This is a genomic window from Pseudomonas sp. QL9 (genome assembly GCF_041409665.1).
GTDB lineage: Bacteria > Pseudomonadota > Gammaproteobacteria > Pseudomonadales > Pseudomonadaceae > Pseudomonas > Pseudomonas knackmussii.
In genome coordinates, this window is the sequence record NZ_CP166971.1 from 3,416,940 (window position 1) to 3,430,352 (window position 13,413).

The 13,413-nt window shown below is 66.2% G+C and carries 11 protein-coding genes; 6 read left to right on the plus strand and 5 right to left on the minus strand.

Annotation, left to right across the window (positions count from 1 at the left end; all coding sequences use genetic code 11):
* The first annotated feature begins 24 nt into the window (after positions 1 to 24).
* Complete coding sequence (locus tag ACA097_RS16010; RefSeq protein ID WP_160288477.1) at positions 25 to 1,017, plus strand: AraC family transcriptional regulator; 993 nt, start codon at positions 25 to 27, stop codon at positions 1,015 to 1,017.
* A 358-nt stretch (positions 1,018 to 1,375) separates the two neighbouring features.
* Complete coding sequence (locus ACA097_RS16015) at positions 1,376 to 1,786, plus strand: EF-hand domain-containing protein (protein ID WP_043255535.1); 411 nt, start codon at positions 1,376 to 1,378, stop codon at positions 1,784 to 1,786.
* 63 nt (positions 1,787 to 1,849) lie between these two features.
* Here ACA097_RS16015 and ACA097_RS16020 read toward each other — a convergent pair whose 3' ends face one another.
* On the minus strand, positions 1,850 to 3,205 hold the full coding sequence (locus tag ACA097_RS16020) for a 3-oxoacyl-ACP reductase (protein ID WP_371364478.1): 1,356 nt from the start codon (positions 3,203 to 3,205) through the stop codon (positions 1,850 to 1,852).
* A 167-nt stretch (positions 3,206 to 3,372) separates the two neighbouring features.
* On the opposite strand from ACA097_RS16020, the gene ACA097_RS16025 reads away from it, so the two are divergent.
* Positions 3,373 to 4,653: an acetyl-CoA C-acetyltransferase gene (locus ACA097_RS16025; RefSeq protein WP_371364480.1), complete on the plus strand. Its 1,281-nt coding sequence runs from the start codon at positions 3,373 to 3,375 to the stop codon at positions 4,651 to 4,653.
* Between the two features lie 565 nt (positions 4,654 to 5,218).
* Here the strand turns inward: ACA097_RS16025 and ACA097_RS16030 are convergent.
* Positions 5,219 to 5,665 carry an Lrp/AsnC family transcriptional regulator gene (locus ACA097_RS16030; RefSeq protein ID WP_371364482.1) on the minus strand — a complete coding sequence of 149 codons (447 nt, stop codon included), beginning with the start codon at positions 5,663 to 5,665 and terminating at the stop codon, positions 5,219 to 5,221.
* A 159-nt stretch (positions 5,666 to 5,824) separates the two neighbouring features.
* Between ACA097_RS16030 and yedA the strand changes: the two genes are divergently transcribed.
* Positions 5,825 to 6,718: a drug/metabolite exporter YedA gene (yedA, locus tag ACA097_RS16035; protein ID WP_371370529.1), complete on the plus strand. Its 894-nt coding sequence runs from the start codon at positions 5,825 to 5,827 to the stop codon at positions 6,716 to 6,718.
* A gap of 9 nt (positions 6,719 to 6,727) precedes the next feature.
* Here the strand turns inward: yedA and ACA097_RS16040 are convergent, their stop codons facing one another.
* Positions 6,728 to 6,979, minus strand: coding sequence for a hypothetical protein (locus tag ACA097_RS16040; protein WP_371364484.1), 252 nt, complete (start codon positions 6,977 to 6,979; stop codon positions 6,728 to 6,730).
* A gap of 198 nt (positions 6,980 to 7,177) precedes the next feature.
* Between ACA097_RS16040 and ACA097_RS16045 the strand changes: the two genes are divergently transcribed.
* A complete protein-coding gene (locus tag ACA097_RS16045) occupies positions 7,178 to 9,202 on the plus strand; it encodes an OPT family oligopeptide transporter (protein ID WP_371364486.1) in 2,025 nt (674 codons plus the stop codon).
* A 484-nt stretch (positions 9,203 to 9,686) separates the two neighbouring features.
* On the opposite strand, the gene ACA097_RS16050 is transcribed toward ACA097_RS16045, so the two are convergent.
* A complete protein-coding gene (locus ACA097_RS16050) occupies positions 9,687 to 10,604 on the minus strand; it encodes a sigma 54-interacting transcriptional regulator (protein ID WP_371364488.1) in 918 nt (305 codons plus the stop codon).
* Between the two features lie 151 nt (positions 10,605 to 10,755).
* Entirely contained in the window at positions 10,756 to 11,535 is a 780-nt protein-coding gene (locus ACA097_RS16055) for a MetQ/NlpA family ABC transporter substrate-binding protein (protein ID WP_371364490.1), read from the minus strand.
* 441 nt (positions 11,536 to 11,976) lie between these two features.
* On the opposite strand from ACA097_RS16055, the gene ACA097_RS16060 reads away from it, so the two are divergent.
* On the plus strand, positions 11,977 to 13,413 hold the full coding sequence (locus ACA097_RS16060; RefSeq protein ID WP_371364492.1) for a cytochrome ubiquinol oxidase subunit I: 1,437 nt from the start codon (positions 11,977 to 11,979) through the stop codon (positions 13,411 to 13,413).

A 13,413-nucleotide genomic window follows, 5' to 3' on the forward strand; every position in this document is an offset into this window, starting at 1 on the left:
CATGGATAACTAGAAAAAAACACCATGCGTGATCTGACCGACGATGTGGCGCTGATGCGCCCGGTGATCGACGCCCTGCGCGCCAGCGGCAGCGATCCCGACCGGGTGCTCGCACGGGTTGGCCTGCCGCCGGGTGGCCTGCCGACCGGACGCTTCCCCCACAGTGCACAGAACCTGTTCTGGAAGGCGGCAGCCGAAGAGTGCGGCGAGGAGCACGTCGGCCTGTACCTGGCCGGGCACCTGCCGGCCTTCCACGGCCTGCTTCTGGAATACCTGTTCCTCTCCAGCGCCACCTTCGGCGAAGGGCTGCGCCACGCCCTGCGCTACGTGCGCCTGCTCTCCGACACCCTGAACGCCCGCCTCGAAGTCGATGGCTCGCGCGCCGTGCTGCTGCTCGGGCACAACGCCGGGACCAACCGGCACTTCCCGGAAATGCTCGCCGGCGCAGTGATCCGCCTGTTCCACGCGCTCACCGAGGGCGACTTCAAGCCCAGCGAAGTGCAGCTGATGCACGAGCAGGGCGCGCCGGCCGAGCGCTATCGGCAGGTCTACGGCTGCCCGGTGCGCTTGGGCGCCGAGCGCTACGCGCTGGAATTCGACGCCGCCGTACTGGAAAAACCCTCGCGCCACGCCGCGCCGGAACTGCTGCGCATGCACGAGTCCCTGGCGCGCCGGCAACTGGCCGAGGTCGAGCGGCTGGACCTGGTGCGCAAGGTCCGCGAACTGATCGGCGAACTGCTGGTGGATGGCGGCGCGACCCTGGAACAAGTCGCCGCGCGTCTCGATATGCCGGCCCGCCGGCTGCGTGAGCGCCTGGCCATGGCCGGGGTGCGTTTCAACGACCTGGTCACCGACTACCGCTGCCGACTGGCCAAGGAGCTGCTGCTCAAGACCGACGAGCGCATCGAGGTGATCGTCGAGCGCACCGGCTTCTCCGAACCGAGCACCTTCTATCGCGCCTTCAAGCGCTGGGTCGGCGAGACGCCGGTGGAGTTCCGCAAGCGCGGGAAGGCCTGATCCTGTGCACGGCGCATCCCTGCAGGAGCAACTGTCTTTTGGGCTATTCCCCTTCGGGCCAGCGCAAGCGCTGTTCGCAATAGAGCCGCGTCCCGCGTCCCGCGTTCGCGGGAGTGACGGGATTGAAATTCGTACTCTCCTGCGTCATCCCCGCGAACGCGGGGACCCAGAAAATACGTAGGAGCGGCCCATGGCCGCGATTCGCGCGCATGGCGCGCTCCTACTGGAGGGCGCCATGCCGGCGCTTTCGCGGATGAATCCGCTCCTACAAGGGGGCAGACCCGACCTGGGATCGTACGAATTCGAGTGGCGCCGCGGTTAGCCTGCGCGGGTTCGACCACAGAGAGAGTGCCCCACCATGTCTTGCCGACTCCGCGTCCTGGCGCTCAGCGCCATCCTGCTCGCCGCCGCCGCGCCGAGCTTCGCCGAGAACTATGGCGATCGCGCCTTCGCCCACCTGGACCGCGACCGCGATGGCTTCATCGACAGCCAGGACATGACGCCGATGCGCGAGCGCATGTTCAAGCGCCTGGACCGTGACGGCGATGGCTACCTGAGTGGCGAGGAGACGGCTGCGCCCCAGCAGGGGACGCAGCGTTCGCCGAACGCCTTGCCCTGGCGCGACCTGGATGGCGACGGGCGCATCAGTCGTGCCGAGCTGATGGAAGAGGAACCGGCGCTGATCGTCCGCGGCGACAGCGACGGCGACAAGCGCCTGAGTCGTGCGGAGTTCGACCAACTGATCAACCGCCGCGTCAGCAAGTCCTGAGAAACTCCGTATCGGGCAGTGGGGTAGGGCGAATAACCGCGTAGCGGTTATCCGCCGATGGCCTCAGGCGCCCAGCAGACTCTGCCCGCAGACCCGCAGCACCTGGCCGCTCACCGCGCCGGAACCGGGCTGGGCGAACCAGGCCACGGCTTCGGCGACGTCCTGCGGCAAGCCGCCCTGGCCCATGGAGTTCATGCGTCGGCCGGCTTCGCGGATGGTCAGCGGGATGGCGGCGGTCATCTGGGTTTCGATGAAGCCCGGCGCCACCGCGTTGATGCTGATGCCTTTCTTGCCCAGCGCCGGCGCCCATGCTTGCGCCAGGCCGATCAGGCCGGCCTTGCTCACCGCGTAGTTGGTCTGCCCGAGGTTGCCGGCGATGCCGCTGATCGAGGCAAGCAGCACCACGCGGCCGTGGTCGTGCAGTTTGCCGGCGTCTAGCAGGGCCTGGGTCAGCACCTGCGGGGCCTTGAGGTTGACGTCGATCACCGAGCTCCAGAACGCCTCGCTCATCTTCGCCACGGTCTTGTCGCGGGTGATGCCAGCGTTGTGCACCACGATGTCGATGCCTTCGGGCAGGGCTTCCACCAGCTGCGCCCCGGCGTCCGGCGCGCAGATGTCCAGGGCCAGGCCGCGTCCGCCCAGGCGCGCGGCGAGGGCATCGAGGGCGTCCTTGGCCGGCGGTACGTCGAGCAGCACCACTTCGGCGCCGTCACGCGCGAGGGTTTCCGCGATGGCCGCGCCGATGCCGCGCGCGGCGCCAGTCACGAGGGCGCGCTTGCCCACCAGCGGGCGGCTCCAGTCCTGCACCTGCCCGGCGTAGGCGGAGAGGCGAATCACCTGGCCGGAGACGTAGGCGCTTTTCGGCGAGAGGAAGAAGCGCAGCGCGCCTTCGAGCTGGTCTTCCGCACCCTTGCCGACGTAGAGCAGCTGTACGTTGCCGCCACGGCGGATTTCCTTGCCGAGGGAGCGGCTGAAACCCTCCAGGCTGCGCTGCACGCTGGCGGCGATGGGGTCCTTCACGGACTCGGGGGCGCGTCCGAGGATGACCACGTGGGGGCACAGGCCCAGGCCCTTGATGGTCGCCTGGAAGAAGGTGCGCAGTTCGATCAGTTGCTCGAAGCCGGTCAGGCCGCTGGCATCGAAGACGATCGCCTTGAGTTTCGGCCCGTGCTCGGCGGTCCAGCGCGGCAGGCCGTACTGGTGGTCCACGGCGGCGAAGACGCTGTCGGTCAGGCGCTTGGAAAAGCCCAGCACGATCTCGCCAAGCCCACCCGTACCGCCCAGCAGCAGGGCGCCATCCACCGGCCGGGTGCGCCCGGCGCTCCAGCGCTCCAGGCGTACCGGCGCGGGTAGGCCGAGGGCGCCGACCAGGCGGCGGCCGACATTGGAGTTGGCGAAGGCGATGTAGCGATCGGACATGGAAGCGGGCTCCTGCACGGATTCTCGAAGTGCTGACCACTGTACGCAGGCACGGCCGCCACGCAATTGACCGCGCTGACCTGCGCGGTGGCGAGGCGGCCAATGCGACGCCAGCGGCTAAGGTTAGCCTGTGCGACAACCCCCGCTCAGCCCGCAAGGAGCCTTGCATGACCCAACTGCGTCGGGTCGCCATCGTCGGCGGCAACCGAATCCCCTTCGCCCGCTCCAACACCGTCTACTCGACGGCGAGCAACCAGGAGATGCTGACCAGCGCCCTCGACGGCCTGGTCGAGCGCTACAAGCTGCACGGCGAGCGCCTTGGCGAAGTGGTCGCCGGCGCGGTGCTCAAGCATTCGCGCGACTTCAACCTGACCCGCGAATGCGTGCTGAGCACTCGCCTGGCGCCGGAAACCCCGGCTTACGACGTCCAGCAGGCCTGCGGCACGGGCCTGGAGGCGGCGATCCTGGTGGCCAACAAGATCGCCCTCGGGCAGATCGAATGCGGCATCGCCGGTGGCGTTGACACCACATCCGACGCTCCCATTGGTGTCAACGAAGGGCTGCGCAAGATCCTGCTGGAGGCCAACCGCGGCAAGTCCAACGGCGACAAGCTCAAGAGCCTGCTGAAGATCCGTCCGCGCCACCTGATGCCACACATCCCGAAGAACGGCGAGCCGCGCACCGGGCTGTCGATGGGCGAACACTGCGAGCTGATGGCGCAGACCTGGCAGATCCCTCGCGATGAGCAGGACAAGCTCGCCTACGAGAGCCACATCAAGCTGGCCAAGGCCTACGACGAAGGCTGGCAGAACGACCTGATGACCCCGTTCCGCGGCCTGGTGCGCGACCAGAACCTGCGTGGGGACATCAACCTGGAGAAGCTCGGCACCCTCAAACCGGTGTTCGAGCGCGGCCCGCGCGGCACCCTGACGGCGGCCAACTCCACACCGCTGACCGACGGCGCCTCGGTAGTGCTGCTGGCCAGCGAAGAGTGGGCGAAGGCGCGTGGCCTGCCAATCCTGGCGTACTTCAAGGATGGCGAGGCGGCTGCGGTGAACTTCGTCGGCGAAGGCGCCGAGGGGTTGCTGATGGCGCCGGTCTATGCGGTGCCGCGACTGCTGGCGCGCAATGGCCTGACGCTGCAGGACTTCGATTTCTACGAAATCCATGAGGCCTTCGCCGCCCAGGTGCTGTGCACGCTCAAGGCCTGGGAAGACGCCGAGTACTGCAAGACCCGCCTCGGCCTGGACGCGCCGCTGGGCTCTATCGACCGCAGCAAGCTCAACATCAAGGGCAGCTCCCTGGCCGCCGGCCACCCCTTCGCGGCGACCGGCGGGCGTATAGTCGCGAACCTGGCCAAGCTGCTCGACGCTGCCGGAAAGGGGCGCGGGCTGATCTCGATTTGCGCGGCGGGCGGCCAAGGTGTGACCGCGATCGTCGAAAGGTAATCCAATACATCGGGACGGCACCCCTTGCCGGCCCACGATGTAACAGCAACTCCGTGACTTCAGGCGGTGCCGCGCAAGCGGCGCCGCCTTTTTTTCGCCTGCGCTTTCCCGCTCATCCGCGAAATCCCGTGCACCGATGCCTCCTGTAGGAGCGAGCTTGCTCGCGAATCGAGGCAATCGGCTGGCTGCAGGGCTCTTCGTTCTGCAGAACAGTCCCTCTCCCGCTTGCGGGGGGGACTAGGGAGGGGGCGGAGCCAGGCTTGGCGACGGCGTCCGGGGCGAGGTCCGCAACCCTCTCCCCAGCCCTCTCCCTGAAGGGAGAGGGGGCCGTCCGCCGCGAACGGGGATGTCGGCGTCATCCTGTAGGAGCGGATCTTATCCGCGAAAATCCCCGCGTCGATTCCAATCGTAGGGCGCATAACCGTTCGCGGTTATGCGCCGCCGCCCCGCGAAGAACACCTTGCCGTGAAGTTCGCGAGCAAGCTCGCTCCTACAGGGAGGCACCGTGCGCAGCCTTTCGCGGATGAAATCCGCTCCTACAAGAGCGGAAGAGCGGTGCTCGCGCTCAGCCGCTCTGCAGCATCGCCGGATGAACCCGCCCATCGAGCGTGGTCGAGAGCATCAGCGAGGTCTTGCTGGCGCCGTACTGCGCCAACTGGTCGATCAGCTCTTCCAGTTCGGCGGTGCAGGTCACCGCGACCTTGAGCATCACGCAGGATTCGCCGGTGATGCGGTGGCAATCGATGATCTGTGGGATCTCCGCCAGGCGCCCAAGCAGGCTGGCACCGCGGTGGTCGTTCAGGCGCAGTTCGATCAGGCACTGGATGGGGCGGCCGAGCTTCGCCAGGTCGACGCTGGCGTGGTAGCCGGTGATCACCCCGTCGGCCTCCAGGCGTGCCACGCGGTCGGCGACTGCCGGGGGCGAGAGGTTGATGCGGCGGGCCAGTTCGGCGAACGGCAGGCGGCCGTTTTCCAGAAGGGCGGCAAGCAGGGCGCGATCGTATTTGTCCATGGAAATGCCTCGCAGTGGATTCGATGGCGGTGGCGACGAATTTCCATCGAAAGAAAAGTGTTACGCCCGATAAAGCGTTCTCTGTGCCTTATCTCGGAAATTTCCGCTTCATAAAATGAGTCGCTCCCTCCCACTTGTCGAGCCCCCGCCATGTCCGTCATGCCCCTGCCCAAGCCGCGCGTCTCGCTGACGCTGGTGGCCGCGTTCTTCGCCCTCTATTTCATCTGGGGCTCGACCTACCTGGTGATCCGCATTGGCGTCGAATCCTGGCCGCCGATGCTGATGGCCGGCTGCCGCTTCGTCATCGCCGGCGGGCTGCTGTTCGCCTGGTCGCTGTGGCGCGGCGCGCCGCTGCCCAGCGCCAAGCAATGGCTGAGCGCGGGGGCCATCGGCATCCTCCTGCTCAGCGGCGGCAACGGCGGGGTGACGGTGGCCGAGCACTGGGGCGTGGCTTCGGGCGTGGCCGCGCTGGCGGTGGCCACGGTGCCGCTGTTCACGTTGGTCTTCGGCCGCATGTTCGGCCATCGCAACAGCCTGCTGGAATGGTCCGGGATCGGCCTGGGGCTGTGCGGCATCGTCCTGCTCAACCTTGGTTCGAACCTGCAGGGCAGCCCGGCTGGCGCTGCGCTTATCGTCTTCGCGGCGGCTTCCTGGGCCTTCGGTTCGGTTTGGAGCAAGCGCCTGCCGCTGCCCGCCGGGCCCATGGCCAGCGCCGTGGAAATGCTGGTGGGGGGCGTCGCCCTGCTACTCGGCAGCCAAGTCTCCGGCGAGCACCTACAGCAGATGCCGGACCTGCGCGGCTGGGTGGCGCTGGGGTACTTGGTGGTGTTCGGTTCGATCATCGCCTTCAGCGCCTACATCTACCTGCTGAACAATGTGCGCCCGGCGGCGGCGACCAGCTATGCCTTCGTCAATCCGGCGGTGGCGGTGCTGCTCGGGGTGCTGTTCGCCGGCGAAAGCATCGGCTGGCCGGAGGCCCTGGCGATGGCGGTGATCATTGGCGCGGTGGTGCTGATCGGTCTGCCGCAGTGGCGCGGCAGAGCCGAGGGCTGAGCGCGGCGCTCAGTCGATTGGCACGATACGCACGCGGCTGACGCCGGCGCGGTCGGCGCTGCTCTTCAGGCTGGGAATCAGGTTGGGTTCCCAGGAGCCGTCGGTCAGGCCGGTGGGGTCCTCGCCTGTTTCCTGGGCGAGGTGCAGCAGAACCTGCAGCAGCGCGAGGAACTCGTTGGGTGCTTCCTGCGACTCATGGATCAGCCGGCGCGGCTGTTCGCGAAGTCGATAGTGGATGGCGTAGCGATGCGTGGCGTTCATGGTCGTACCTCCGCCTAGCCCTGCTATGACAACGTAAAAGAGCAAAGGTCCCCAGGAATCGTCAAGAAAGCGACGTATGGTCATTTTCTCGCCAGCCGTCCGTCGCGAACGGTCCGCGCGGCTGCGACATTTCCCCGTCGTGTGCGCCCCAACCGCTCTGGCCTAAGCTTGCCAGGTCATTTGCGCGAGACTGCTTCCATGCTCGAACGGATTCCGGATGAATCGAACCTGGCCGAACTGACCCTGCGCGGGCTCATCCTCGGCGCCCTGATCACCGTGGTGTTCACCGCCTCCAACGTCTACCTGGGGTTGAAGGTCGGGCTGACGTTCGCCTCTTCGATCCCCGCCGCGGTGATCTCCATGGCGGTGCTGCGTTACTTCCCCGGCTCTAACATCCTCGAGAACAACATGGTGCAGACCCAGGCTTCGGCCGCCGGCACCCTGTCCTCGATCATCTTCATCCTCCCGGGGCTGCTGATGATCGGCTACTGGGCCGGCTTCCCGTTCTGGCAAACCGCGGCGATCTGCGCCATCGGCGGCATCCTCGGGGTGCTCTACACCATCCCGCTGCGCCGGGTGATGGTGGTGCAGAGCAGCCTGCCGTATCCGGAAGGCGTGGCGGCGGCGGAGATTCTCCGCGTCGGCAGCCAGGAAGAGGAGCATCCGACGGCGGATGACGCCGGCAAGCCGGGCCTGCGCGACATCCTCGCCGGCGGCCTAGTCGCGGCGCTGTTCAGCCTGTTCAGCAGCGGCTTCAAGCTGCTCGCCGAGGGTTTCAGTTTCTGGCTGACGGCCGGGCAGGCGGCTTTCCGCCTGTCCACCGGCTTCTCGCTCGCGTTGGTCGGCGCCGGCTACCTGATGGGGATCACGGCCGGTATCGCCATCCTTATAGGCGTGCTGATTTCCTGGGGCGTGGCGGTGCCGCTGCTGACAGTGAACGCCACCCTGGCCGCGGGGCAGAGCTTGCCGGAGCTGGCCAGCAAGCTGTGGAGCAGCCAGGTGCGCTTCCTTGGCGCCGGCACCATCGGGGTGGCCGCGCTCTGGACCCTGGCAACCCTGTTCAAGCCCATGGTGCAGGGCGTCTGGGCGTCCCTCGGCGCGGTGACCGGGCGCGCCGAAAGCAGCGACCTGCGCACCGAGCGCGACATGCCGGCGGGCTGGATCCTGGCCATTGCCTTTTTCCTGCTGGTAGCGCTGTTCGTGGTCTTCGCCTACTTCCTCGGCCAGGCTGCGCCGGACCTGCACGGTGCCGGCTTCTGGGGCCTCGTGGGCGTCTGCGTGGTGTTCGCCTTCTTCTTCGGCTTCCTGATCGCCGCGGCCTGCGGCTACATGGCCGGCCTGGTCGGTTCCTCCAGCAGCCCGATCTCCGGCATCGGCATCATCGCGGTGATCCTGGTGTCGCTGCTGATCCTTGGCGCCGGCTCGCTGGATGGCGATTTCCTCGCGCGTGACGGCGGGAAGCTGGCGATCGCCCTGGCGCTGTTCACCACTTCGGTGGTGCTGGCCATCGCCGCGATCTCCAACGACAACCTGCAGGACCTCAAGACCGGCTACCTGGTCGGCGCCACGCCCTGGCGGCAGCAGGTGGCACTGATCGTCGGCTGCCTGGTCGGCGCGCTGGTAATCCCGCCGGTGCTGGAGTTGTTGTTCAAGGCTTATGGCTTCACCGGCGCCTTGCCGCGTGAAGGCATGGACCCGGCGCAGGCCCTGGCGGCTCCGCAGGCGACCCTGATGACGGCGATCGCCAGCGGGATTTTCCACAACGCGCTGAACTGGAACATGATCCTGATCGGCGTGGCCCTGGGCATCGCGTTGATCCTCGTCGACGTGCTGCTGCGCCGGACTGGCAAGGCCAGCCTGCCAGTGCTCGCGGTGGGGCTGGGCATTTACTTGCCGCCCACTATCGGCATGACCCTTGTGGTCGGCGCGGTGCTCGCCTGGCTGCTGGAAAGCGCGCTCAAGCGTCGCGCACAGGCGGCCGGAGTAGACGAGGAGAAGTTCGCCGATGTGTCGCGCCGGCGTGGCGTGCTGCTGGCGTCAGGGTTGATCGTCGGCGAGAGCCTGATGGGCATCCTGCTGGCTGCGCTGATCGGCACCAGTGGCAAGGACGCGCCTTTGGCGCTGGTCGGTGGGGGATTCGAGGAGACGGCGCAGTGGCTGGGACTGCTGGTGTTTCTGGTGATCTGTGCGCTGTTCTACCGAAAGGTGCTCGGCAAGCGCTAAGAGGGGAGCCTGCTCGGCCAGCCGCAGGTGCGGCTGGCCGGCGACGGCTTACTTGCGGCGGGCTTTCTTGACGCGGCGGTCTGCATGACGATCCGGATCGGCCTGTTGCGGCACGTTCAGGAAGGCAGTAGCGGCGAAGAAGCTGGCAAGGGCGGCGAAGCTAGACACGATGATCTCCAAATGGCGTCGGGGAAATGGGTCCCGACTGCCTGGAAGCCATTTTCCCTGATGTTTATGACAAAAAGAAGCTAATGCTCTTGATGGTTAGTATTGAAGTGGTCGATGGGGCTGAATACTTCTGACTTTTCCAGATAAAACCCTGAAATAGTTAGTTTGCTCAGGAATCTATGTCGTCGTAATTGGGGCCCGCGAAGGCTTTCACTGCTACCGTTTGTCGCACTTTTTCGCGATGTGCGCTTTGTGTGTGGCGTGAGGTAACACTTTGAGATTGCGTAGGGTGGGTTTAGCGGAGGCTCAACCCATCCTACGAGCGTGCTTCCTTCTCTACCTCTGCGAGCAGTGCGCGCACTTGCGCGACGGCGCCCGGTAGCTGCAACAGGCGGCGAAGGTCGTCGAGCGACGCCAGCGGTGCGCCGGCGGAAAAGTTCAGGTGCTGCACTCCGATGCTCGTGCCGGGGCTGACCAGCAGGGCGAAGTGGATGACGTTCTCCAGTTCGCGGATGTTGCCTGGCCAGGGGTAGCTCTCCAGCGCCTGCTGGGCGGAGACGTCGATCTCCGGTACGTCCAGGTCCAGGCGCTGGGCGTGCACGCCGAGGAAGTACTGGGCCAACGGCAGGATGTCACCGGGGCGTTCGCGCAGCGGCGGCAGTTCGAGGTTGCCCCCTTCCAGGTACTGCTGCAGGCCTTCGAGGAACTTGCCGGCGGCCACCGACTGGCCCAGGTCGATGCTGGTGGCGGCCACCAGGCGAACGTCCACCGGGATCGGCTCGCGGGCGCCGAAGCGCAGCACTTCGTGTTCCTGCAGCACGCGCAGCAGTTTTTCCTGCAGGGCCAGCGGCAGGTCGGCGATCTCGTCCAGATAAAGAGTGCCGCCCTGGGCCGAACCGAACCAGCCGGCGCGGCTGCCTACCGGGCCGTTGTGCGCGCCGGGGGCGTAACCGAACAGTTCGGCCTCGGCGAAGTTGCGGCTGAGCGCGCTGCAGCTGACCGCGACGAACAGCCCGGAGCGCTCGCTGGCGCGGTGGATGTGGCGCGCCAGCAGCTCCTTGCCGGTGCCGGTCTCGCCGCGGATCAGGACCGGCTGCACACCTGGCGCCAGCTGCTCGACGGCATCGCGCACGGCGTGCGAGCGCGGGTCGAAGAACACCAGCGCCTTGGCGCGTATGCTCAGCGGACTCTTGTCGGCGTCGGGGAAGGTGAGCAGCGGCTGGGGAGCCTTCATGGCGAATACCTCGTCGTCCGTCTCCGCCAGGCGGAGGTCGAAAAAGAAACGCCGGTGAACTGTTCTCACCGGCGTAAAAGGCGACCTTATGGCCGCGCCCTGCGTGGGAGTCGTTTGGCGCGGCCAGGGCGGGCGACGCGCCAGGGTCAGGTCAGAAGGCCGGGACTACCGCGCCGTCGTATTTCTTCTCGATGAAGGTTTTCACTTCCGGGCTGTTCAGGGCGGCGGCGAGCTTCTTCAGCGCGTCGCTGTCCTTGTTGTCCGGGCGCGCCACGAGGTAGTTCACGTAGGGCGAGTTGCGGTCCTCCAGGACCAGGGCGTCCTTCACCGGGTTGAGCTTGGCTTCCAGCGCGTAGTTGGTGTTGATCAGGTCTAGGTCGACTTGGTCCAACACGCGCGGCAGCAGGGCCGATTCGAGCTCCTTGAACTTCAGGTGCTTGGGGTTCTCGGCGATGTCTTTCGGTGTGGCCAGGGCGTTGCTCGGGTCCTTCAGCTTGATCAGTCCTGCCTTCTGCAGAAGGATCAGCGCGCGACCGCTGTTGCTGCCCTCGTTGGGCAGGGCGACGGTGGCGCCGTCAGGCAGTTCTGCGAGCGACTTGTACTTCTTCGAGTAGCCGCCGAAGGGCTCGACGTGCACGCCGGTCACGGTGACCAGGTGGGTGCCCTTGCCCTTGTTGAAGTTGTCCAGGTACGGCTTGGTCTGGAAGTAGTTGGCGTCCAGGTGCTTCTCGGCAACCTGTACGTTGGGCTGCACGTAGTCGGTGAAGACCTTCACTTCGAGGTCCACACCCTCCTTGGCCAGGGTCGGCTTGATTAGCTCGAGGATCTCGGCGTGCGGGATCGGGGTGGCGGCGACCACCAGCTTTTCGTTGGCGAAGGCAGAAGCGCTGAAGGCAGCGGCGATGGCAGTCAGGAGCAGCAGCTTTTTCATTTTCGAGGTCCTTGTGGGGCGGCATTCCGGGGAGCCTGGTGCGACTCGTGGTCGTCAACCGCTCCCGGCGGCAGTGTTGGGTTACGGCTCTCATCGGGGCCGTTGGTACACAAGCTAGCCGGACTTAATATTCCATAAAAATATTATTTATTCATTCAAATATTCTTTTTGGATATATGTTGGCTGAGACAACCAGCCGCGCGACAAGCTGCCGCGCGGCAACCGGCCACGGCGGCAGCACCCGGCGTGCGGCGTACCATTCCAGGCACTACATTGCCTTGTATCAATGCAATCGACGGGCATTGGTGCTTAGCGCAGAGCGGCCTCGAGGCCGCCTTCCCACAACAACAACCTTTCCGTGAAGAACCCGAGGGCCGGCACCGTTGCCGGCAAGCTGCCCGCTGCGTGCGACGACGGGCGTCAACCCGATGAGGTAACGTCATGTTGGGTCTAGAGGCGTTGGAACTGGCGCGTATCCAGTTCGCCTTTACCGTCTCCTTCCACATCATCTTCCCCGCCATCACCATCGGCCTGGCCAGTTATCTGGCCGTGCTCGAAGGCCTGTGGCTGAAGACCGGCGAAGAGGTCTACCGCGACCTCTATCACTTCTGGTCGAAGATATTCGCCGTCAACTTCGGCATGGGCGTGGTCTCCGGCCTGGTCATGGCCTACCAGTTCGGCACCAACTGGAGCCATTTCTCCGCGTACGCGGGGAGCGTCACCGGCCCGCTGCTGACCTACGAGGTGCTGACCGCCTTCTTCCTCGAGGCCGGCTTCCTCGGTGTCATGCTCTTCGGCTGGCACCGCGTGGGGCGCGGGCTGCACTTCTTCGCCACGGTGATGGTGGCGATCGGCACGCTGATCTCGACCTTCTGGATCCTCGCTTCCAACAGCTGGATGCAGACCCCGCAGGGCTTCGAGATCATCGACGGTCGGGTGATCCCCACCGACTGGTTCGCGGTGATCTTCAACCCGTCCTTCCCCTACCGCCTGATGCACATGGCGATCGCTTCCTTCCTCGCCACAGCCTTCTTCGTCGGCGCCTCGGCGGCCTGGCATCTGCTGCGCGGGCGCGACAACCCGGCGATCCGCAAGATGTTCTCCATGGCCATGTGGATGGCCCTGATCGTGGCGCCGATCCAGGCCATGGTCGGCGACGCCCACGGCCTCAACACCCTCGAACACCAGCCGGCGAAGATCGCCGCCATCGAAGGGCACTGGGACAACGGCGAGGGCGGCCCGACGCCGCTGATCCTCTTCGGCCTGCCGGACATGCAGCGCGAGGAAACGCGCTTCAAGGTCGAGATCCCGGTGCTCGGCAGCCTGATCCTGCGCCATAGCCTCACCGAGCCGATCCCGGCGCTGAAGGACTTCCCGCGCGAGGACCGGCCCAACTCCACCATCGTCTTCTGGTCGTTCCGCATCATGGCCGGGCTAGGCATGCTGATGATCCTGGTCGGCCTCTGGAGCCTGTGGCTGCGCTGGCGCGGCGGGCTGTTCCGGCAGCGCGCCTTCCTGCGCCTGGCGCTGTGGATGGGGCCCTCGGGACTGCTGGCGATCCTTGCCGGCTGGTTCACCACCGAGGTCGGTCGCCAGCCGTGGGTGGTCTACGGACTGATGCGAACCAGCGAAGGGGTTTCCAACCACAGCACCCTGCAGATGAGCATCACCCTGCTGATGTTCGTGGTCGTGTACTTCTCGCTGTTCGGAGTCGGCATCGGCTACATGATGCGCCTGGTGCGCAAGGGCCCGGTCACCCACGAAGGTCGCGAAACCAGCGAGGGCGGTGCCGGTCGCCAGCGCACCCCGGCACGGCCGCTGTCGGCCACCGTCGAGGGTCTCGACGACGATGACAACGCACCGGAAGGGAGGAACTGA

What these genes read in the sequence shown, in the direction of transcription:
- ACA097_RS16055 (WP_371364490.1), bottom strand. Translation starts at nt 11,535, where the DNA reads ATGAAAAAGCTGCTGCTCCTGACTGCCATCGCCGCTGCCTTCAGCGCT.
- ACA097_RS16020 (WP_371364478.1), bottom strand. Translation starts at nt 3,205, where the DNA reads ATGTCCGATCGCTACATCGCCTTCGCCAACTCCAATGTCGGCCGCCGC.
- ACA097_RS16060 (WP_371364492.1), top strand. Translation starts at nt 11,977, where the DNA reads ATGTTGGGTCTAGAGGCGTTGGAACTGGCGCGTATCCAGTTCGCCTTT.
- ACA097_RS16050 (WP_371364488.1), bottom strand. Translation starts at nt 10,604, where the DNA reads ATGAAGGCTCCCCAGCCGCTGCTCACCTTCCCCGACGCCGACAAGAGT.
- ACA097_RS16015 (WP_043255535.1), top strand. Translation starts at nt 1,376, where the DNA reads ATGTCTTGCCGACTCCGCGTCCTGGCGCTCAGCGCCATCCTGCTCGCC.
- yedA (WP_371370529.1), top strand. Translation starts at nt 5,825, where the DNA reads ATGCCCCTGCCCAAGCCGCGCGTCTCGCTGACGCTGGTGGCCGCGTTC.
- ACA097_RS16010 (WP_160288477.1), top strand. Translation starts at nt 25, where the DNA reads ATGCGTGATCTGACCGACGATGTGGCGCTGATGCGCCCGGTGATCGAC.
- ACA097_RS16040 (WP_371364484.1), bottom strand. Translation starts at nt 6,979, where the DNA reads ATGAACGCCACGCATCGCTACGCCATCCACTATCGACTTCGCGAACAG.
- ACA097_RS16045 (WP_371364486.1), top strand. Translation starts at nt 7,178, where the DNA reads ATGCTCGAACGGATTCCGGATGAATCGAACCTGGCCGAACTGACCCTG.
- ACA097_RS16030 (WP_371364482.1), bottom strand. Translation starts at nt 5,665, where the DNA reads ATGGACAAATACGATCGCGCCCTGCTTGCCGCCCTTCTGGAAAACGGC.
- ACA097_RS16025 (WP_371364480.1), top strand. Translation starts at nt 3,373, where the DNA reads ATGACCCAACTGCGTCGGGTCGCCATCGTCGGCGGCAACCGAATCCCC.